Below are 20,066 nucleotides of genomic sequence, written 5' to 3'. Positions count from 1 at the left end.
CTCGCCGCGCAGCCGGCCACAACCATACCTTGCCGATCAGTGGCCTAGCAAGGCGACCTGCGTCACTTTGTACACCACCATGATGACAGCCACTACCAGATAACCGCGCAATACCGCCATCCACAGACGATTGGCGCGGGACAGCACCATCGGCTTCAGCTGGTCCAGCGGCGGCATGCGCCAGGTGTGCATGTACAGCTTGGTCGGCTTGACATCGTCCTTCAGGTCGGCGCCGGTTTCGGCGTCGCGGCGCAGTTTCACGGTATGCGCCGCAATCACCACGATGCCGCCAATGATGCCGCCGCCGACCAGCACATTGATGATGGTCTGGCTGGAGATATCCGGCCACAGCACGGAAGCGGTCAAAATCACCGACAACAACACCAGCACGGCAGCCACCGCGCCGGTAAACAGATTGGTCCAGCGGCCGTTCACCCACGGACCCAGCACTTCCTTGTCGTTGCACAGCAGCAGCAAGAATACGGATGCGGACGGCAGCAGCACGCCGGCCAGGGTTTGCACGGCGTTGGTCAGCAAGCCCAGCGGCACGCCCGGGATCAGCACCAGCGCGGCGGCGCCGGCGATCAGCAGGAAGTAGACCAGATAGAAGGCCCGCGCGTCGCTCGGTTTGCGGTGCAGCGAATGCTTCATGTTCAGCACGTCGGCCAGCGCGTAGGCGGTGGACAGCGACACGGCGCTGGCGCCGATCAGGCTGGCGTCGATCAGCGCGACGGCAAACAGCACGCCGGCCAGGTGGCTGTGATACTTGCCCAAACCGGCGGCAACCGCGCCGGCGTCCTGGAAGTTGCCGAATTCCGGCTTGCCGGCAAACAGCGCGGCGGCCATGCCGATGATGGCGACGGCGCCGATCAGCACCAGCACGATGCCCAGCCACAGGTCGGCGCGCTCATACTTGATGAAGCGCGGCGTGATGCGCTTGTCGATCACATAGCTTTGCTGGAAGAACAGCTGCCACGGCGCCACGGTGGTGCCGACAATGCCGATGATCAGCAGCATCACATCGGACAGCTTGCCGCCGGCAGGCATGCCCGGCACCAGCAGGTCATGGCCGATTTGCTCCATCGGCGGATGCACCATCATGAACACCGGCACCAGGAACAGGCTGAACACCACCAGAATCATCGCAAAGCGCTCAAAGCGGCGGAAATCCCCGGTGCTCGCGGCGGCCATCACCAGCAGCGCGGCCGCGACCACCCCCCACTCCTTGGGCAGGCCCAGATACTGCAAGGCCAGGGTGATGCCGATGAATTCGGTGACGATGGTCAGCGCATTCAGCAGGAACAAGTCGATGGCGCTGAAGGCGCCCCAGAATTTGCCGAAGCGCTCGAGGATCAAGCGGGCATGGCCCACGCCGGTGACGGCGCCCAGGCGCAGCACCATTTCCTGGTTCACGTACAGCACCGGAATCAGCAGGATCAGCGTCCACAGCAAGGAGGTGCCGTAGTTCTGGCCAGCTTGCGAGTAAGTGCTGAAAGCGCCGGCGTCGTTGTCGCCGACCATCACGATCAGGCCGGGGCCCAGAATGGCCAGCAGCGTGCGCAGGCGCTGCCAGATGCCGGTGCGGGCGCCAACATCGCCTTGGCGGATGGTGCCGAAAGCGCCACGAATATCGCCAACGTGGGCGCTATCCAATACAGCTTCGTTCTTGACGGTATTTGTCATTGTCATCGTCTCCGTGCGGGCGGCGCAAGCGGGGGCCGCCCGTCGTTTTGCAAGCAAACGAAGGCATGCGGGCACGGACGCGGCTGCGTCGGCGAGCGAAAACGCTCAGCGTATGCAAGCACGCACGTGCGCAAACCTGATTTAGGCGTCCGATAGGTTTCGGTACGCGGTCATCAGCAGTAACGGTATAAGGGTAAGTACGCGGCGCGGGCCGGATGGCCACGCCTGAGATGCGCACTGTCTGGCTTCACGGCAAGACAGCGGCCAATAGGATGGAACGATGCCTGTGCCGGTCAGCGCGACCCGGTAGATAACCAACTACTACTGCAACTTTCCAAGGCATCAGCCCCCAGTAATGAAAACGCGGCGATGGTACGCCCGGCTATTTATTTACGTCAACACCCCAGTCACTTCGCATTTTTGCGAGGTTATCTGGAACTGCGCAGCAATCTGCCATGACATCGGTCAAACAGGTGAAATCATGGGAAATTGCTGCGCTGATTATTTTATATACGCAATGAAACGCCTAAAAAACGCAGTAAATTTTTGTTAATGAAATATATCATTTATTCACAATTGACAATATCAGCCCAGGTTTCACGCGCAGCATACCCTGCCCCAAAGCCACCCCCAACAGGATCAAACCGCCGCCCAGCCAGTGATAGGAATGGATGGTTTCACCCAGCATCACGCTAGCCATCAGCGCGGTGAACAAGGGCAACAGGTTCATGAAGATGGCGGTGCGCTCGCTGCCCAGTCGCTGAATGCCGCGCATCCACAGATAAGCCGCCAACACCGATGAACCGATGCCGGCAAACAGCACCAGCCCGATGCCCCGCGCAGGAATAGCCATGCTGTCGGCGGTCGCGGTCAGCGGCGCCAGCAGCAAGACCGCCATGCCCACCTGCAGGTAAAGATTGAACCATGCGCCAAAAGGCGGCGCCCAGCGCCGCAGTAGGATGCCGTACAAAGCATAGGCGGCGGCGCCCGACAGCATCAGCGCGTCGCCGTGGTTGATGCCGTTGGCGATCAACCCCAACGGATTGCCGTGTCCCAGCAGATACAGCACGCCGGCTAGCGACACCGCCACGCCGAACCAGGCCTGCCCGCCCACCGGCTGGCGGAACGCCAGCGCGTTCAGCACGAGGCCCAGCAGCGGCACCAGCGCGGTGATCACGCCCATATTGGTGGCGCTGGTGCTGTACGCGGCGTAATAGGCCAGGCACTGGAACATCACCATGCCCAGCGCCGACAGCAGCAGGAATTTGCCCAGCCAGGGACGCAATTCATGCCGCAAACGCCACAGCGGGCGCAGGCAGAAAGGTGTCAAGATCAGCGCCGCCAGCAGCCAGCGGTAAAACGAAATGGCCGCCGGGTCCAGCACTTGGGCGGCAGCCTTGGAAACAACGGTGTTGGCGGCCCAGATCAGCACCGCCAGCAAGGGAAACAGCATGGCCATGACAGCCTCCGGCAAATATTCGACCCTGTCATTCTATTGCCGTCTGTTACCGACTATATAATTCAAAACAGACAAGACGCTGAGGCAAATCCGACAAAATGGACTCCGAATACTTTCTGGTGGACCAGGGTCTGGCGGAACCGGCGCCGCTGACCTTCCGCTACCATCGCTTCGCGCCGCACAGCGAATTCGGCCGCCATCGCCACCGTTGGGGACAGTTGAGCCGCATCAGCCTAGGACTGATGGAGCTGCTGCTGGAAGACCGGCGGGTGGTGACTCCGGCGCAATACCTGTTGTGGACGCCGGCTGAAATACCGCATGCCGCCTATATCCGCCACGCCATGCACTACACCTCGATCTACATCAATCGCGAGCAGGCGGCGCGGCTGCCGGCGCATATCTGCCTGATCGAACAGACGCCGCTGATCCGCGCGCTGCTCGACGATTTCTGCCAGCGCCAGATCACCGTGATATCCGACCCATGGGACGCGCGCCAGGCCGAGCTGCTGGTGGAAAGGCTGGTGCGCGCCGGCCACGAGGAAAGCTATCTGCCGGACAGCGCCCAGCGGCTGCTGCAGCCGATATTGCAGGCGATACGCCAGGACCCGGCCGACGCCACCACGCTCAAGCAATGGGCGGAACGAGTATTCAGCACAGAACGCACGCTGGCGCGGCTATTCCAGCGCGAACTAGGCATGAGCTTCGGACAGTGGCGCAGCCGGGCGCGGCTGGTGGAGGCGCTGTCGCGGCTGAAGCAGGGCGACAGCGTGCAGGACATCTCGGCGCGGCTGGGCTACGCCACGCCGTCGGCTTTCATCGCCATGTTCCAGAAGCAGCTGGGAGACTCGCCGGAGCGCTATCGCCGCCAGTTGCTGCAGGAAGGACAGTGGCAAGACGGCGTCAACGTTTGAACAAAGCTAATGCCTGTTCGCGCTGCACGGCATGATCGACGATGGGATGCGGGTAATCGCGGCCCAGCCGCACGCCGGCATCCATCAGCTGCTCCGGCTTGGCCAGCCATGGGGCGTGGATCAGCTTGTCCGGCAGCCGCGCCAACTCCGGCACATAGCGGCGAATAAAACGGCCGTCGGCGTCGAACTTCTCGCTCTGGCTCACCGGGTTGAAAATGCGGAAATAAGGTTGCGCGTCGCAGCCGGTGCTGGCGGCCCACTGCCAGCCCCCGTTATTGGCCGCCAGGTCGAAATCCAGCAGTTTCTCGGCGAAGTAGCGCTCGCCCCAGCGCCAGTCTATCAGCAGGTCCTTGACCAGGAAGCTGGCCGCCACCATGCGCAGCCGGTTGTGCATATAGCCGCTGTGGTTCAGCTGGCGCATCGCAGCGTCCACCAGCGGATAGCCGGTGCGCCCCTGGCACCAGGCGTCGAACCATTGCGGATTATTCGGAAACGGCAGCGCGTCGTATTCGGGCTTGAAAGCATGCTGCGCCACATCCGGCCGGTGCCACAGCACCTGCTGATAAAAATCGCGCCAGATCAGCTCGCCCAGCCAGGCCATCGCCCCCTCCCCGCCGTCATGCCAGGCGAAGGCGGCCAGCCGGCGGATGGAAATAGTGCCGAAACGCAGATGCACGCTGAGATAAGACACGCCCTTGATGCCGGGGAAGTCGCGGGCGGTCTTGTAATGCGCGATGCGGCGGGCAAAGTCGGCAAACAGCGCCTCCGCGCCCTCGGCGCCCGCCTTCACCGGCAAGGAGGAGAGGTCGCTGGGCTGGAATCCCAAACTCTCCAGGCTAGGCATCGCCTCCGGCTGGCGCGGCATCAGCGCATCCAGATAACGCCGCACCGGGTAGGCCTGCAGATGAAATGGCGTCAGCGCCTTCAACCAGGCGTTCTTGTACGGCGTGAAAACGCCGAACGGTTTGCCGGCGCCGGTCAGCACTTCGTCGGTTTCAAAGATCACCTGATCCTTGCTGTGATGGAAGGCGATGCCCTGCTCGGCCAGCCGCTTTTCCACCTCGGCGTCGCGCGCGCGGGCGGTGGGTTCGTAATCGCGGTTGCAGAACACCGCATCGGCGCCCAGCTCCGCCGCCAGTTTGGGAATGTCATCCTGCGGCACGCCGTGGCGCACCAGCAGGTCGCCGCCCAAGGCATTCAGTTCCGCCTTCAGCGCCGCCACGCTGCGCCAGATGAAATCGACGCGGCGGTCATCGCGCGGCAGCCCGTCCAGAATGGAGCGGTCGAACACGAAGACCGGCAATACCGCTTGGCTGTGTTTCAGCGCATGGTAGAAGGCGGCGTGGTCGTCCAGCCGCAAATCGCGGCGCAGCCACAGCAGCGCCGTGCGATAGCGTTTGCTCATGATCGTTTCCCTGTTTGCGGTGACAGCACAGATGGGGGCAGTCCTTCATCCCACAATGGCGCATCCCCGCCCAGCCGCTCATCGAGGAAATCGATGAAAGCGCGCGCCTTGGCCGGCAAGCGGCGGCGTTCCGCAAACACCACGTGGATGGCGTGCAATGGCAGCGGGTAGTCGGTCAAGACCGGCAACAGCCTGCCAGCCGCCAGATCGGGACCGACAATAAACGTGGGCATTTCGCAAATGCCCAGCCCCGCCAGCAGCGCGTCGCGCCGCGCCTCGCTGTTGTTCACCTGATAGTTGCCGCCCGGCTGCACCCGGATCTCGCCCTCAGTCCCTTGAAAGGCCCAATAAGCGCCGCCGCGGTAGTAGGAATAAGAGAGGCAGTTATGCCGGGCCAGATCGGCCGGGTGGCTGGGCACGCCATATTCGGCCAGATAGGCCGGCGACGCGCACATCACTACCCGGCACGGCGCGATGCGCCGCGCCACCATGCTGTTGCCCGGCAGATTGCCGATGCGCACCGCCAGGTCATAGCCGCCTTCCACCAGGTCCACCATGCGATCGTCCATCGCCATGTCCAGTTGGATGTCCGGATAGCGGCGCAGAAACGCCGGCACCAATGGCGACAAGTGCAGTCGGCCAAAAGCCATCGGCACGCTGATGCGCAGCAATCCCTGCGGCGCGCCCTGCAAGCCGGCCGCCACCTCCTCCGCCTCGCGCGCCAAGGCCAGCGCGCCGCGCGCGCGGTCGTAATAGCGCTCGCCGGCCTCGGTCAGGCTCAGACTGCGCGTCGTGCGCTGCAATAGCCGCACGTTCAGCGCGGCCTCCAACTGCTGCACCCGCTTGCTGACGGCGGATTTGGTCAAACCCAGCTTGGCCGCTGCGGCGGAAAAGCTGCCCGCCTCCACCACGGCGACGAAGATGGGGATCGCAGCGAAATGTTCCATTGCCATTGTCCACTTATTCTCTACTATAAGTTTCCAAAAAGCCTGATTATCAGTCAATAAAACACAATATACCATTCCGGCACGCGTCAACGATCTGCCGCCCCATCCAGCACGAATGCCGCACTCCCCCAACGTCGCTGCGCTCGTCGTCCGCCCCCCTATCTAGACACAAGGATCGCATCATGTCCCCACACCACGCCGCGGCCCCGCGGCTCAAGGATTACGGGCTAAGCCTGCTGGCGCTGCTCGCCGGCGCCTTACTGGCGCTGATGATTCACTGCAACAGCCAACTTTCCAGCTTCAGCAACCCTTTGTCCGCATCCTGGCTGGCCCACGGCATAGGCATGCTGATCGCCCTGCTGCTCTGGATGGCCAATCGACGCGCGTCTCCTGGCTCCACATCTGCGCCGCGCTGGGCTTATCTGGGCGGCATGCCCGGCGCGCTGGTGGTGGCGTTGGCGGCGATCACCGTCAACAGCCCGCTGGCGATGTCCGGCACGCTGGCGCTAGGCATGGCCGGGCAGCTGTTGTTCGGCCTGCTGTCCGATCACTTTGGCGGGTTCGGCATGCCGCGGCGGCGACTCTCCCTCAACGATGTTTTAGCACTGCTGCTGGCGCTGTCCGGCTGCGCCATTCTGATTTTTGGAGCCTGATCATGCTGTATTTCATGACCCTCGCCCTGATCAACGGGCTGTGCATAGGCGGCAGCCGCGCCATCAACGGCAAGCTGGCCCAGCACCAAGGCGCCTTGGCTGCCTCGCTCTGGAATCATCTGGGCGGCTTTGTGTTTCTGAGCCTGTTATTAGGCTGTGGCGCGGCGGCGCTTCATTTGCCGCAGCACGCCCCATGGCCAGCCTGGTGCGGCGGCGTCATCGGCGCCGGGTTTGTCGCGCTGAACAGCTTCGTTTTGCCGCGGCTGGGCACCCTGAAAACCGCGTTGCTCGTCATTGCCGGCCAGATGCTGACCGGCGTGCTGCTGGACCGCCTGGCGGGACAGAGCCATCAATCCGCCGTGGTCCAGCTGGCCGGCATCGCCCTGATCACCTTGGGTCTATACGTGTCCAAGCGCGGCCAGGCCAAGCCGGCGGCAGCGGCCCCTGCGCTGCGCGCCACGCGCTGACCGGCCGCTCAGCCGCGCGGCGCCAGCATGATCACCGCCATCCCGGCCAGCGCCAGCGCGCAACCCAGCGCGTCCCAGCGGTCCGGCCGGATGCCGTCCACCAGCCATAACCAGCCCAGGGCCACCGTCACATAGACGCCGCCATAAGCGGCGTAGACTCGCCCGGCGGCGGCCGGATGCAGGGTCAGCAGCCAGGCAAACAAGGTCAAGGCGCCGGCGGCGGGCAGCAACAGCCACCACGGCTTGCCTTCACGCAACACCTGCCAGGGCAGATAGCAGCCGACGATCTCCATCAGCGCGGTCAATACAAAAAGGCCTGCCACGCGGGGCAGGCCGGCTAGCCATTCCATGTTTACTCCTTGAATCTACGCTTATCAGACCACGCCGCGATGCAAACGGATGATGGCCTCGCCGGTGGGGCTGGCGACGATGTCGCGCAGCGTATAGCCGTCCAGCGTCAGGAAAAACGCCGCCAGCGCCTCGTCCAGCGCGCCCTTGAGCAGACAACCCTGGCGCAGCGCGCAGGGCGGCTCGGCGCAATCTATCAGTTGCGGCGAGCCCTCCAGCGCGCGCACCACTTCGCCCAGCCGGAAATGCTCCGGCGGCCGCGCCAGCGCCAACCCGCCGCCCTTGCCGCGGCTGGTGGCCAGCCAGCCCTGCTGCGCCATGAAATGCACCACTTTGACCAGATGGTTGCGCGATACCTCGAACCGTTCGGCGATTTCCGGAATGGTGGCCAGCTGGCCGGATTCCAGGCCGGTCAGATACATCAGCACGCGCAGGCCGAGGTCGGTAAAGCGGGTCAGTTGCATGGAGAGGAACCGGTAAGGAGGACCGGCGGCAGCATACCGCGTCTGGCCCTAGGCCTCAATCGCCGCCGGGATGGGAGCCGAACACTTCGTAATGGATGCGTTCAGCCGGCACGCCCAGCCGGCGCAGGCTGTCGCGCTGGACGCGCATGAAGCCCAGAGGGCCGCACAGATAGTAGTCCGCGTCCGGCAGCAAGATAAGGTCTTTCACTTCATCCAGATTCAGCCGGCCAGCGGCATGGTAATCGATGCCCAGCGCGTCTTGCGCGCGCGGCGCTTCGTAGCGGACATGGATCTGCAGCTGCGGATGGCGCTCCGCCAGCTGTCGCACCTGCAAACCCATCGCATGCGCGCCGCCGTGCCGCGCCGCGTGCAAGAAGCGCACCTCGCGCTGGCCGCGCTTCAGCAGCTGGCCCAGCATGGCTTGCATCGGCGTCTGGCCCACGCCGGCGCTGACCAGCACCACCGGACCATTCCTGTCCTCATGCAGGAAGAAATCGCCCTGCGGCGCGCTCAGCTCCAGCACGTCGCCCTCCTGAATCTCGCGATGCAGCAGGCTGGACAGGCGTCCGGCCGGCTTGCCCTCCGCCGCGTCCTCGCGCTTGACCGAAATCCGCAGGTACTCGCCGTTCGGCGCGTCGGACAGGCTGTACTGGCGCGGCTGATTCAGCCCCCACTCGGCGACGAAGCGCTTCACCGATACATACTGGCCCGGCTTGAACGGCGGCAATGCGCCGCCATCGCACGGCGCCAGATAGAACGATGCGATCTCCTCGCTTTCCGCCACCTTGCGCGCCACGCGGAACGGCCGCCAGCCGCTCCAGCCGCCGGCCGCGTTGGTGGACTCGCCATACATGCCGTTCTCAATGTCGATCAAGGTATCCGCCAACTGGCCATAGGCCTCGGCCCAGGCCTGAATCAGATCATCGCCGGCCGCCTCGCCCAGCACTTCGCGGATGGAGGCCAGCAGATGCTTGCCGACGATGGGGTAATGCTCGGCCCGTATGCCCAGGCTGACATGCTTGTGCGCCACGCGGGTCAGCACCGGCAGCAACGGCGACGGATCTTCAATGTGCTGGGCATAGGCCAGCACCGCCCCGGCCAGCGCCTGCTGTTGCTGGCCGGAGTGCTGATGGCCCTGATTGAACAGGTTCTTCAATTCCGGGTTGTGCTCGAACATGCGGCGATAGAAATGACTGGTCAGCATCACGCCGTGTTGTTGCAGCACCGGCACAGTGGCTTTGACCAGGGATAGGGTTTGTTCGCTCAGCATGCAGGACTCCTTAAGATTCTTAAAAAATACATCTTTAACGATCCAAAAAAACCGCCACATGCCATCGCGGCGGATAAGATGTACAAATAATACATCTTTAATTGATCATTGTCAGAAAATTACTTTCCCCATGCTAACGCTGTTGTCATTTTGCAGCAGCCCACCTGCAGTCCACCTGCAGTCACCCTTTAGACATTGCCAGCAATCCGCTCAGATAAGGCACCAATTTGAGGCAACTTTGCCGCCATCTGCGCCATTGTTGATCACTAAAAATAAAACTAGCGTTTGAACTAGAACAAATGCTGCTCTCCGCCTTTTGCTATAGTCCGTAACAAAATTACATCGGCATTCGGTAAGACTTTTATCCGTAGGTCAACCTGCCGTACTACAAAGTGGAGACAATCACCATGCCCTACCCGTCCCTGACACGCCCAGTCCTGCTCGGCGTTTTGATCGCCAGCCTGTTCAGTCCGTTTGCCCATGCCGGAGAGGCCTTCGGCGCCCCCGGCGACACCCCGGCGCGCGGCCCAGCGGCCAAATCCTTCCTCGGCACCGCCGTGGGCAGCCCGTCCAAGGTCTACTTCACCGGCTACCGCGGCATCGTGTCCGAGGTGTACTACCCGGTGCTGGACACGCCGGAGTCTGTCGATCTGCAATTTTTGGTGGGCGACGCGGGCAAGACCTTCGTCGACGAGGAGAAACGCCAGGCTTACTCTGCCAGCCAGAGCGACACGCGCACCATGAGCTGGGTCGCCAGCACCGGCAACGCCGGCCACAACTGGCAGATCAGCAAGCGCATCTTCGCCGACCCCAACCATGACACGCTGATCCAGCGCGTCACCTTCACCGCGCTGAACGGCCACACCGTGGGCGACTTCAACCTTTACGTGCTGTTCAAGCCTTATCTGGACAACGCCGGCAGCGGCAACACCGCCCAAACGGTGGCCGCCGTCGGCGGCTACGCCCTGGCCGCCAGCCACAACAGCCGCGCCTCCGCGCTGATGGCCAGCCAGCCATGGAAAACGGTCAACGGCCAACCCATGCTGTCCAACGGCTTCGTCGGCCAGAGCGACGGCTGGACCGATCTGGTGGGCAGCGGCGACAACAATATGGACTGGACCTTCAGCTCCGCCAGCAACGGCAACGTGGCGCAGACCGGCTGGCTGGACCTGGGCGACCCGAACGCCACCAGCGTGTCCTTCGACATGGCGCTGGGCTTCGGCAAGAGCCAAGCCGATGCGATCAATAGCGCCGCCGCCTCGCTGGGTTCGGACCTCACCGCCGCCCAGCAGCAATACGACAATGCCTGGCACGCCTACGCCGCCGGCCTGTCCACTCAGGGCGGCCTGGCCGACGACCGCTACTACTTGTCGGCGATGACGCTGAAAACCATGCAGGACAAGAGCAACGGCGCGATGATCGCCGGCATCGGCACGCCATGGGGCGAAACGCAGGGCGACGCCAACCAGGGCGGCTACCATCTGGTCTGGCCGCGCGATCTGTTCAAGTTCGCCAACGCGCTGACCACCGCCGGCGACACCGCCACCGCCACCACCGTGGTCAATTACCTGTTCAATACCCTGCAGCAGACCAGCAACTGCGGCGCGGCCGAATACAACGCCGCCGGCTGCGCGGCCGGCTACAGCCGCATCGGCCGCTTCCCGCAAAACGCCTGGGTCAGCGGCTGGCCGTACTGGCAAGGCACGCAGATGGACGAGCAGGCCATGCCCATCCTGCTGGCCTGGCGGCTGGGGCCGTCGGTCTCCAGCCCGCTGTGGCCCAAAATCAAGCTGACGGCCGACTACATCGTCGCCACCGGCCCGTGGAGCTATCAGGAACGCTGGGAAGAAAATTCGGGCTACTCGCCATCCACCATCGCCGCCGAGATTGCCGGCCTGGTGGCCGCCGCCGACATCGCCCGCAACAACGGCGACGACGCCAGCGCCGGCCGCTACCTGTCCGCTGCCGACTACTGGCAGCAGAACATCGCCGCCTGGACCTATACCACCAGCGGCGGCTTCGGCAACGGCAGCTACTATGTGCGCATCAATCCAGCCGCGCGCGCCGGCAGCGGCGCCGACCGCGCCAGCTTCGCGCCGGCCGCCGGCCCGGATACGCCGCAGACCCTGACCATCAAGAACGGCGGCGGCAGCCACGACGCGCGCCGCGTGGTGGACGGCGGCTTCCTGGAACTGGTGCGGATGGGCGTCAAGCGCGCCAACGACCCGACCATCGCCAACACCATCAGCGTGTTCGACAGCGTGCTAGGCCAAAGCCTGGCCCTGCCCGGCGCGCCTGCTCTCCCGTACAACGCCTGGTTCCGCTACAACTTCGACGGCTACGGCGAGCACAACGACGGCAGCGACTTCAACGGCAGCGGCGCCGGCCGCCTGTGGCCCATCTTCACCGCCGAGCGCGGCATGTACGAGATCGCCCGCCAGGGCAATGGCGGCGCCGGCCAACCCTACTTCGCCACGCTGAAACTGCTGGCCACGCCGGAGGGCATGCTGCCGGAGCAGGTCTGGTCCAATAGCGCCATGTTGCCGGACGGCTGGGCGGTGACCACGCCGGCCGGCTACCAGCCCGGCACACCGACCAAGTCCATGGCGCCGCTGAACTGGGCGATGGGCGAATACATCAGCCTGTTGGCCTCGATCCACGCCGGCAAGGTGGTCGACATCCCGCAAGTGGTCTGCGCCCGCTACAACAACTGCCGCGCCGCGCCCAATGCCGGCGAGGTGCCGGTCAGCATCAATGTGACCGCCAGCACGCAGTGGGGGCAGCAGGTCTACGTCACCGGCAACGCACGAGCGCTTGGCAACTGGAACACCGATCTGGGCATTCCGGTGGATGCGGCCAATTACCCGGTATGGCAAAACGGCGTCAACCTGCCGGCGGGCCAGCAGATCGCCTACAAGTACTACCGCAAGAACGCCGACGGCAGCGTCACCTGGGAAAACCTGTCCGGCAACCGCAGCCTGCAGACCCCGGCCAGCGGCAGCCTCAACCTGAATGATCAGGTGAGCTGGTGATCCCGCGCCGCGCCTGGCCTGCCGCCCTGCTCTTGAGCGCGGCGGCGGCCGGCGGCGCGGCCTGGTGGCTGTGGCCGGCGGAGGCGCCTGCGCCTGCGCCGGCTGTAGCCAAGCCCACGGCCGCCCTGCCCACCCAGCCCATCGTCCATTTGCCGACGCCCGTCACGGCATGGAAGCCGCCCAGCCGGCCGGCCCTGCCGCCGGTGAAAAAAGGCGGCAACAGCTGGCGGCCGGAAGCGGCGCCGGTGGTGAACAAGGTGGAAGCCCAGCGCGGCGCGCCGGACATCCCGGACGCGCAGCCGCTGCCCAGACCGCCCGATCCTTGATCGAAGACGCCGCGCCAGGCCCGGGAAACCGGGCCTGTTTCTTGCTTATTCGGCGCGATCACGCCCACAGGAAGAGAAGAAGCAAGATGCCGCAACTGGACATCCTCGCGCTCGACGCCGAGCCCGCAGCCGCCCTGCTGCCGGAACTGGCCGAACTGCTGCACGCCTGCGTGCATGACGGCGCCAGCATCCATTTCGTGCTGCCGTTTTCCCTAGAACGCGCCGCCGCCTTCTGGCGCGACAAAACCTTGCCCGGCGTTGCCGGCGGCGGGCGATTGTTGCTGGCGGCGCTGCTGGATGGCGAACTGGCCGGCAGCGTGCAGCTCGACTGCGACACCCCGCCCAACCAGCCTCATCGCGCCGAGGTAGGCAAACTTTTGGTGCATCCGCGCCACCGCCGCCAGGGCATCGCCCGCGCGCTGATGCTTGAACTGGAACAACACGCGCAAGCGCGTGGCCGCAGCCTGCTGACGCTGGACACCGCCAGCGGCGACAAGGCCGAGCTGCTGTACCGCTCGCTCGGCTATCAAGCCGCCGGCACGATCCCAGGCTTCGCGCTCGATGGCCGCGGCGAAAAGCTGAATGCCACCACGATCCTGTACAAGATGCTGAACTGAAATTCACCCGCGCATGAAAAAGCGGCTTCACATCCGGAAGCCGCCTCTCAGGTCATGAAGAATGAAGCGCTCAGGGCTTGCGCACGTGCACCACGCCAGTCATATACGGGTGCACGGCGCAGAAATAGGCGTAGTCGCCCTCCTTGTCGAAGACATGTTCGTAGCGGTCATCGGTGTCCAGCGCCTTGGAGACAAAAGATTTGTCGCGGCCGGACACCGTATGCGGGACTTCGTCGTGATTGATCCACACCACTTTCGAGCCAGGCGCCACCGTGATTTCCTTCGGCGTGAAGGCGAACTTGCTGATATCCACTACCTGCGGTCCTTTGTCTGCCCAGGCTGCGGCGGCCAGGCAGACGCTCAATAGCCCGCCCATTTTCCAAACATTCATGCCATCTCCCCATCCGGCAGAACTCGGCCGCTGACGGTAAAAAAATCTGAACAGGGTCTCAATGATCGAGCGGCGTATCCACCAAGGCCAGCAGGCTGCTGCCAGGCACCACCGTGATCTGCCGCGTCCCCAGCAGCTTGCCCAGCTCTCCGGCCGGCACCTTGACCGGCGCCGGCTCGCCGAATCCGGCTTGCCCCGGCGTCGGCAACGGATAGGCGAGCGAGCGGGCGGTATGGAAAGCGACATGGCCTTCCACCTTCTGCATCACTTGGTGAATATGCCCGTTGAGCACGGTTACCGAACCGAACGGCCGCAGCAGGGCCAGCACTTGATCGGCATCGGCCGTGCCCCAGCCCCACTGTTCATAAATGGTCCACAAGGGGATGTGCGCCAGCACGACTATCGGCGTGGAGCGCGATACGCCGGCCAGATCCTGCTTGAGCCAGGCCAGTTGCTCATCGCCCAGCGCCGCCAGCCGGCTGGTGGAGAAATTCAGCACATTGTTCAGCGCGACGAAATGAACGCCGCCCTGATCGAAGCTGTACCAAGCCCGCCCCTTGCCGTCGTGATCGAAAAACTTCAGATAGCCGGACAAGCCGTCATCCAGCGCATCGTGCTCGCCTGGTATGGTGTGCACGCGGTCGACACGGATGTCCTTGAACATCTGTCGGCCCAAGTCGAACTCTTCCGGCTTCGACAAATGGCTGACATCGCCGGTATGCACCACAAAGGCCGGCGGCTGACTTAAGGCATTGATATCGGCGATGGCTCGACGCAGGCTGCCTGGCACGTCTGGATTGGCTTCGCGATGGAAGCCCAGATGCGTGTCGCTGATCTGGACGAAGCTGAAACCGTTCGCGCCGCTCCCGGCAGCCCCGGCGGCCTGCGCTTTTGGCACGCCGCCCACCAGCGTCCACACCAGCGCCGCGCCTGACCAAGCCGCCAGACAACCCAGCGTTTCACGGCGGCCGGCATCCGGCGTCTCGTCTTCCGCAACCGATTCGTGTTCTGACATCGCCAGCTCCTATCACCGTCAACTCATGGGGACGCCATTCTCTTGCGACAGGAAGGCGCTGAGCTGGTTGTAGGAGGATGCCATGGCAAGGTCAAGCTTGCCGCGCGCCATGGCCTTGGCCTTGGCCTGAAGTGTCTGCATAGGTGTGAAAACACAACACAATCATCGCATGCGACATCGCGCGCTTGAAACTAGACGACTGGTCTAGTAGTATCCAACACATGTCACGAGCCAACCACACCGCAGACACCCGCGAGCACCTGCTTGCCACTGGAGAAGCGATCATCCAGGGCAAGGGTTTCGCCGCCGTCGGACTGGCGGAAATCCTGTCCTGCGCCGGCGTGCCCAAGGGTTCGTTCTACCATTACTTTCCGTCCAAGGAAGGCTATGGCGTGGAAATGCTGCGCCGCTATTTCCTGAACTACGACGAAAGACTGGTTCTGTTGCTGCGGCCGGAGGCCGGCCATGCCCGCGATTGCCTGCTGACATATTTCCAGGGCTGGGTAAACAACCACCGCTGCGCCGAACACAGCCACACCTGCCTGGCGGTGAAGCTGGCGGCGGAAGTGTCCGACCTGTCCGAACCGATGCGTGAGATGTTGGCCGAGGGCATGGGCAGAGTGATCCACCGCCTAGCCGACGCCATTCGCCGCGGCCAGCAGGAGGGCAGCTTGTGCACGTATCTGGAGCCGGATGAGCTGGCGGCCAGCCTGTACAGCCTGTGGGTGGGCAGCGCCCTGCTGTACAAGGTGCTGCGCTCGCAGGAACCCATGCTCAACGCCTACAAATTGACTGAAACCATGCTGGTGCAGCCCGATAGCGCCAGTTGCAAGCGATAGCGAACCCCGCCTCGACTGGCGGGTTTTCTTGAAACAAAAACTAGACGACTGGTCTACTCAAATGGAGTCCATCATGAACGAAACCCTGCAACTGATGCATGAACACCGCAGCGTGCGCAGCTATCAGGACAAAGCGGTCGCGCCGGAAATGCTGGATGCGATTCTGGACGCGGCCTGGAAAGGCCCGACTTCGATCAACGGCCAACAGGTCTCCCTGGTGGTGGTGCAGGATGCGGCGCGCCGCAAGCGCATTGCCGAAATCGCCGGCGGCCAGCCTTGGATCGCCCAGGCGCCGGTATTCATCGCCGTGGTGATGGACTTCCACAAGACCCGGGTCGGCGTCGAAATGGCTGGTGAACAGCAGGTGATTCACAACAGCGTCGAGGCCTTCGCCGTCGGCGGCGTGGATGCCGGCATCGCCCTGGGCAATCTGATGACCGCCGCGCACGCCGCCGGCCTGGGCGTGGTACCGATCGGCGGCATCCGCCGCGACCCGCAGGCCATGATTGAACTGCTGGAGCTGCCGGAGCTGACCTTTCCGCTGGCCGGGCTGGTGATCGGCCACATCCAGCACGACAGCCAACAAAAGCCGCGCCTGCCGCGCCCGAGCTTCGTGCACCGCGAACGCTACCAGGCCGGCGAGCTGGCCAATCACATCGCGGCCTACGACGAAACGCTGCGCCGCCACTGGCAGGAGATAGGCCGCGCCGACGGCGAACCGTGGTCAAACAGCATCGCGCGTTTCTACCGCCAAGTTTACTATCCGCAGGTTGCGCCGGTTGCGCGCGCCCAGGGATTTGGATTCGATCAGTAAGCCCAACGCAATAGACTTCAAAAGGAAGAAAACATGCACGCCGACAAACTGTTCACCCCGCTGACCGTGGGCGCCGTTACCCTGGCCAACCGCGTGGCGATGGCCCCGCTGACCCGCCTGCGCAATATCGAACCGGGCGACGTGCCCGGCCCGCTGGCCAAGGAGTACTACCGCCAGCGCGCCAGCGCCGGCCTGATCGTGGCCGAAGGCACCCACATTTCGCCGACCGCCAAGGGTTACGCCGGCGCGCCGGGCATCTACAGCGAAGAACAAGTGCGCGCCTGGAGCGAAGTCACCGCAGCCGTGCACCAGGCCGGCGGCAAGATCGCGCTGCAACTGTGGCACACCGGACGCATCTCGCACCGCTCGCTGCAGCCTAACGGCGACGCGCCAGTCGGTCCGTCCGCCATCCAGGCCGACAGCCGCACCAATATCCGCGCCGCCGACGGCAGCCTGGTGCGCGAGCAGTGCGATACCCCGCGCGCGCTGGAAACCGAGGAAATCGCCGACATTCTGGAAGACTACCGCCGCGCCACGGACAACGCCCGCCGCGCCGGTTTCGACTTGGTGGAAATCCACGGCGCCCACGGCTACCTGCTGGACCAGTTCCTGTCGCCAGCCGCCAACGTCCGCACCGACCAGTACGGCGGCAGCGTGGAAAACCGCGCGCGCTTCCTGCTGGAAGCGGTGGACGCGGTGGTGGCCGAGTGGGACGCCGACCATGTGGGCATCCGGATCTCGCCGCTGGGCATTTTCAACGGCGTCTCCAATACCGACCAGCTGGAAATGGCGCTGTATCTGGCCGAACAGCTGGCCAAGCGCAAGCTGGCCTTCCTGCACATCTCCGAACCGGACTGGGCCGGCGGCCCCAAGCTGGACGACACTTTCCGCGCCGAGCTGCGCAAGCGCTACCCCGGCGTGATCATCGGCGCCGGCGGCTACACCGCGGAGAAAGCGGAAACCCTGATCAAGCAAGGCTATATCGACGCCGCCGCGTTTGGCCGCAGCTATATTTCCAACCCGGATCTGGTGGAGAGGCTGAAACAGAACGCTCCGCTGAATCCGCCGCAAGCGGAAACCTTCTACGGCGGCGACGCGCACGGCTACACCGACTACCCGACGCTGCAACAGCAGGCGTAACGCCCGCTTCCGCCCGGCCACTCAGGCCGGGCTTTTTTACGCCTTGGTCGGATGACAACTGGTTTTGAAACGCGCTACAGTCTGGGATCGCCGCGACGCCGCCGCGGCGGCACAATGACAGGCGCCCTGCACGCCGATGCGCGGCAAGGGCGCCGCACTCAGGAGAACATCATGAAGACCAGACTGCTCGCGTCCGCCGCCCTGATCCTGGCCGCGCAGAGCCACGCCGCAGCCGACCCATACCTGTGGCTGGAAAACATACAAGGCAAACAGGCCATGCAGTGGGTGCGCCAGCAAAACGCGCTGACCAACAAACAGACGGAAAGCTGGCAAAGCTTTCCTGGACTGAAAAAAGACATCCTGGCCATTCTGGACTCCAGCGCCCGCATCCCCAGCATCGAGAAAATCGGCGACCGCTACTACAACTTCTGGCGCGACGGCCAGCATCCGCGCGGCATCTGGCGCAGCACCACGCTGGACGAATACCGCAAGGCCGACCCGGCCTGGGACACCGTGCTGGACCTGGATCAGTTGGCCAAGAATGAGAAGGAAAACTGGGTGTGGCAAGGCGCGGACTGCGTCAAGCCGCAACAAGACCGCTGCCTGATCCGCCTGAGCCGCGGCGGCGGCGACGCCGCCGTGGTGCGCGAATTCGACCTGCCGGGCAAACGCTTCGTCGCGGATGGCTTTGTCGTGCCGGAAGCCAAGAGCGAGGTCAACTGGAAAGACCGCGACGCGCTGTACGTCGCCACCGATTTCGGCAAGGGCACGCTGACCGCCTCCGGCTACCCGCGCATCGTCAAGCAATGGCAGCGCGGCCAGCGCCTGGATCAAGCCGCCACGCTGTTCGAAGGCAAGGCCAGCGACATCTCGGTCAGCGCCAACCGAGTCGACAGCGCCGGCTACCAGTACCATCTGATCAGCCAGGGCACCAGCTTCTTCAGCAACGACCTCTACCTGCAGCGCGACGGCAAGTGGCAGAAGCTGGACAAGCCCGGCCACGTCGAAGCCAGCTTCCACGGCCCATGGCTGTTGTTGAAACCGCGCCAGAGCTGGAGCGTGGGCGGACATGATTGGCAAGCCGGCAGCCTGCTGGCCATCAAGCTGGACGATTACCTGCAAGGCAAGCGCGACTTCAGCCCCTTGTTCCAACCCAACGCCTCCACCTCGCTGGCCGAAAGCACGGACACCCGCAACGCCGTCATCCTGACCGTGCTCGATGATGTCAAAAGCCGGCTGGTGGAATGGCAGGTCGTGGACGGCAAGTGGCAATCGCGCGCCGTGGCCGCGCCAGGCTACGGCAATATAGAAGTCAGCTCGATCGACAGCGACAGCTCGGACGACTACTTCTTCACCTTCACCGATTTCCTGACCCCGACCTCGCTGTCGCTGGCCCATGCCGGCAGCGACGCGCGCGAGCCGCTGAAGCAACAGCCGGCCTTCTTCGACGCCAGCCCCTACCGCATCCAGCAGTTCTTCGCCCGGTCGAACGACGGCACCCAGGTGCCCTACTTCGTGGTGGCGCGCAAGGACTTGAAGCTGGACGGCCAGAACCCGACCCTGCTATACGGCTACGGCGGCTTTGAAGTCTCGATGACGCCGTACTACAGCGGCACCATGGGCAAAGCCTGGCTGGAGCGCGGCGGCGTCTATGTGCTGGGGAATATCCGCGGCGGCGGCGAATACGGTCCGGCCTGGCACGAGGCGGCGTTGAAGCACAACCGCCAGAAGGCCTACGACGATTTTTCGTCCATCGCCAAGGATCTGGCGCGGCGCGGCATCGCCGACGCGCGCCACCTGGGCATCAAGGGCGGCAGCAATGGCGGCCTGCTGATGGGCGTGATGCTGACCAAGTATCCGCAGCTGTTCCACGCCGTCGTTTGCCAGGTGCCGCTGCTGGACATGCGGCGCTTCAACAAGCTGTTGGCCGGCGCCAGCTGGATGGACGAATACGGCAATCCGGACAAGCCGGAAGACTGGGCGTATATCAAACGCTACTCGCCGTACCAGAACCTCCGCTCCGGCACCGCCTATCCGGCTACGCTGTTCGTCACCTCCACCCTGGACGATCGCGTCCACCCGGGCCACGCCCGCAAAATGTACGCGGCGATGAAGCAGCTAGGCGCCAACGTGCACTATTACGAACGAACCGAAGGCGGCCACGGCTCCGCCGCCAACCACGAGGAAGAGGCCGGCATCGCCGCCATGGAATACGCCTTCCTGTGGCAGCAGCTGCGCTGACAGCGCGCGGCCCCGCGCAAGCGGGGCCGTTATTCCAATGCATC

General features: G+C 64.1%; 19 protein-coding genes. 10 read left to right on the top strand and 9 right to left on the bottom strand.

Annotation, left to right across the window (positions count from 1 at the left end):
- Positions 1–36: 36 nt before the first annotated feature.
- Together C2134_RS08360 and C2134_RS08355 are read right to left on the bottom strand one after the other, a co-directional pair.
- On the bottom strand, positions 37–1,683 hold the full coding sequence (locus C2134_RS08360; RefSeq protein ID WP_103319142.1) for an Nramp family divalent metal transporter: 1,647 nt from the start codon (positions 1,681–1,683) through the stop codon (positions 37–39).
- Positions 1,684–2,245: 562 nt separating this feature from the next.
- A complete protein-coding gene (locus tag C2134_RS08355; protein ID WP_103319141.1) occupies positions 2,246–3,142 on the bottom strand; it encodes a DMT family transporter in 897 nt (298 codons plus the stop codon).
- A gap of 98 nt (positions 3,143–3,240) precedes the next feature.
- Between C2134_RS08355 and C2134_RS08350 the strand changes: the two genes are divergently transcribed.
- Positions 3,241–4,053, top strand: a complete 813-nt coding sequence (locus C2134_RS08350) for an AraC family transcriptional regulator (protein ID WP_103319139.1) — start codon at positions 3,241–3,243, stop codon at positions 4,051–4,053.
- Here the strand turns inward: C2134_RS08350 and C2134_RS08345 are convergent.
- Both C2134_RS08345 and C2134_RS08340 read right to left on the bottom strand, forming a co-directional pair.
- A complete protein-coding gene (locus tag C2134_RS08345; RefSeq protein WP_103319137.1) occupies positions 4,043–5,458 on the bottom strand; it encodes a cryptochrome/photolyase family protein in 1,416 nt (471 codons plus the stop codon). The genes C2134_RS08350 and C2134_RS08345 overlap by 11 nt on opposite strands.
- Positions 5,455–6,405, bottom strand: coding sequence for a LysR family transcriptional regulator (locus tag C2134_RS08340; protein ID WP_103319135.1), 951 nt, complete (start codon positions 6,403–6,405; stop codon positions 5,455–5,457). Before C2134_RS08340 ends, C2134_RS08345 begins: the two co-directional genes overlap by 4 nt.
- A 182-nt stretch (positions 6,406–6,587) precedes the next feature.
- Between C2134_RS08340 and C2134_RS08335 the strand changes: the two genes are divergently transcribed.
- Both C2134_RS08335 and C2134_RS08330 read left to right on the top strand, forming a co-directional pair.
- Positions 6,588–7,058 (top strand): DMT family transporter, encoded by a 471-nt coding sequence (locus tag C2134_RS08335; protein ID WP_103319134.1) that lies wholly within the window; start codon positions 6,588–6,590, stop codon positions 7,056–7,058.
- Between the two features lie 2 nt (positions 7,059–7,060).
- Positions 7,061–7,525: a DMT family transporter gene (locus C2134_RS08330; RefSeq protein WP_103319132.1), complete on the top strand. Its 465-nt coding sequence runs from the start codon at positions 7,061–7,063 to the stop codon at positions 7,523–7,525.
- An 8-nt stretch (positions 7,526–7,533) separates the two neighbouring features.
- On the opposite strand, the gene C2134_RS08325 is transcribed toward C2134_RS08330, so the two are convergent.
- Genes C2134_RS08325 through hmpA form a run of 3 tightly spaced genes read right to left on the bottom strand, consistent with a single transcriptional unit; the run spans position 7,534 to position 9,607 of the window.
- Complete coding sequence (locus tag C2134_RS08325) at positions 7,534–7,875, bottom strand: YnfA family protein (protein WP_103319131.1); 342 nt, start codon at positions 7,873–7,875, stop codon at positions 7,534–7,536.
- A 24-nt stretch (positions 7,876–7,899) separates the two neighbouring features.
- Positions 7,900–8,337, bottom strand: coding sequence for an Rrf2 family transcriptional regulator (locus tag C2134_RS08320; protein WP_103319129.1), 438 nt, complete (start codon positions 8,335–8,337; stop codon positions 7,900–7,902).
- Positions 8,338–8,392: 55 nt separating this feature from the next.
- The gene (gene hmpA / locus C2134_RS08315; protein ID WP_103319128.1) at positions 8,393–9,607 is read right to left on the bottom strand and encodes an NO-inducible flavohemoprotein; all 1,215 of its coding nucleotides are present in this window, start codon (positions 9,605–9,607) and stop codon (positions 8,393–8,395) included.
- Positions 9,608–10,014: 407 nt separating this feature from the next.
- Here hmpA and C2134_RS08310 point away from each other — a divergent pair, with 407 nt between their 5' ends.
- The 3 genes from C2134_RS08310 (at position 10,015) to C2134_RS08300 (ending at position 13,582) form a co-directional block, all read left to right on the top strand.
- The gene (locus C2134_RS08310; protein WP_103319126.1) at positions 10,015–12,639 is read left to right on the top strand and encodes a glycoside hydrolase family 15 protein; all 2,625 of its coding nucleotides are present in this window, start codon (positions 10,015–10,017) and stop codon (positions 12,637–12,639) included.
- Entirely contained in the window at positions 12,636–12,965 is a 330-nt protein-coding gene (locus C2134_RS08305) for a hypothetical protein (RefSeq protein ID WP_103319124.1), read from the top strand. Before C2134_RS08310 ends, C2134_RS08305 begins: the two co-directional genes overlap by 4 nt.
- A gap of 86 nt (positions 12,966–13,051) precedes the next feature.
- Positions 13,052–13,582 (top strand): GNAT family N-acetyltransferase, encoded by a 531-nt coding sequence (locus tag C2134_RS08300; protein WP_103319123.1) that lies wholly within the window; start codon positions 13,052–13,054, stop codon positions 13,580–13,582.
- A 70-nt stretch (positions 13,583–13,652) separates the two neighbouring features.
- On the opposite strand, the gene C2134_RS08295 is transcribed toward C2134_RS08300, so the two are convergent.
- Positions 13,653–13,973 (bottom strand): cupredoxin domain-containing protein, encoded by a 321-nt coding sequence (locus C2134_RS08295; protein ID WP_103319121.1) that lies wholly within the window; start codon positions 13,971–13,973, stop codon positions 13,653–13,655.
- 58 nt (positions 13,974–14,031) lie between these two features.
- Positions 14,032–14,988 carry a metallophosphoesterase family protein gene (locus C2134_RS08290; protein WP_103319120.1) on the bottom strand — a complete coding sequence of 319 codons (957 nt, stop codon included), beginning with the start codon at positions 14,986–14,988 and terminating at the stop codon, positions 14,032–14,034.
- Between the two features lie 221 nt (positions 14,989–15,209).
- Here C2134_RS08290 and C2134_RS08285 point away from each other — a divergent pair, with 221 nt between their 5' ends.
- From C2134_RS08285 to C2134_RS08270, 4 genes are all read left to right on the top strand, one after another.
- Entirely contained in the window at positions 15,210–15,827 is a 618-nt protein-coding gene (locus tag C2134_RS08285) for a TetR/AcrR family transcriptional regulator (RefSeq protein WP_103319118.1), read from the top strand.
- A gap of 73 nt (positions 15,828–15,900) precedes the next feature.
- Positions 15,901–16,641, top strand: a complete 741-nt coding sequence (locus C2134_RS08280; RefSeq protein ID WP_103319243.1) for an NADPH-dependent oxidoreductase — start codon at positions 15,901–15,903, stop codon at positions 16,639–16,641.
- Positions 16,642–16,674: 33 nt separating this feature from the next.
- Positions 16,675–17,781, top strand: a complete 1,107-nt coding sequence (locus C2134_RS08275) for an alkene reductase (protein ID WP_103319116.1) — start codon at positions 16,675–16,677, stop codon at positions 17,779–17,781.
- Between the two features lie 171 nt (positions 17,782–17,952).
- A complete protein-coding gene (locus tag C2134_RS08270) occupies positions 17,953–20,022 on the top strand; it encodes a prolyl oligopeptidase family serine peptidase (RefSeq protein WP_103319114.1) in 2,070 nt (689 codons plus the stop codon).
- The last annotated feature ends 44 nt before the right edge of the window (positions 20,023–20,066 follow it).

Origin of the sequence: Chromobacterium sinusclupearum (genome assembly GCF_002902845.1) — a bacterium.
In the GTDB taxonomy this organism is placed as follows: domain Bacteria; phylum Pseudomonadota; class Gammaproteobacteria; order Burkholderiales; family Chromobacteriaceae; genus Chromobacterium; species Chromobacterium sinusclupearum.
This window is presented reverse-complemented; position numbering and strand designations above follow the sequence as displayed.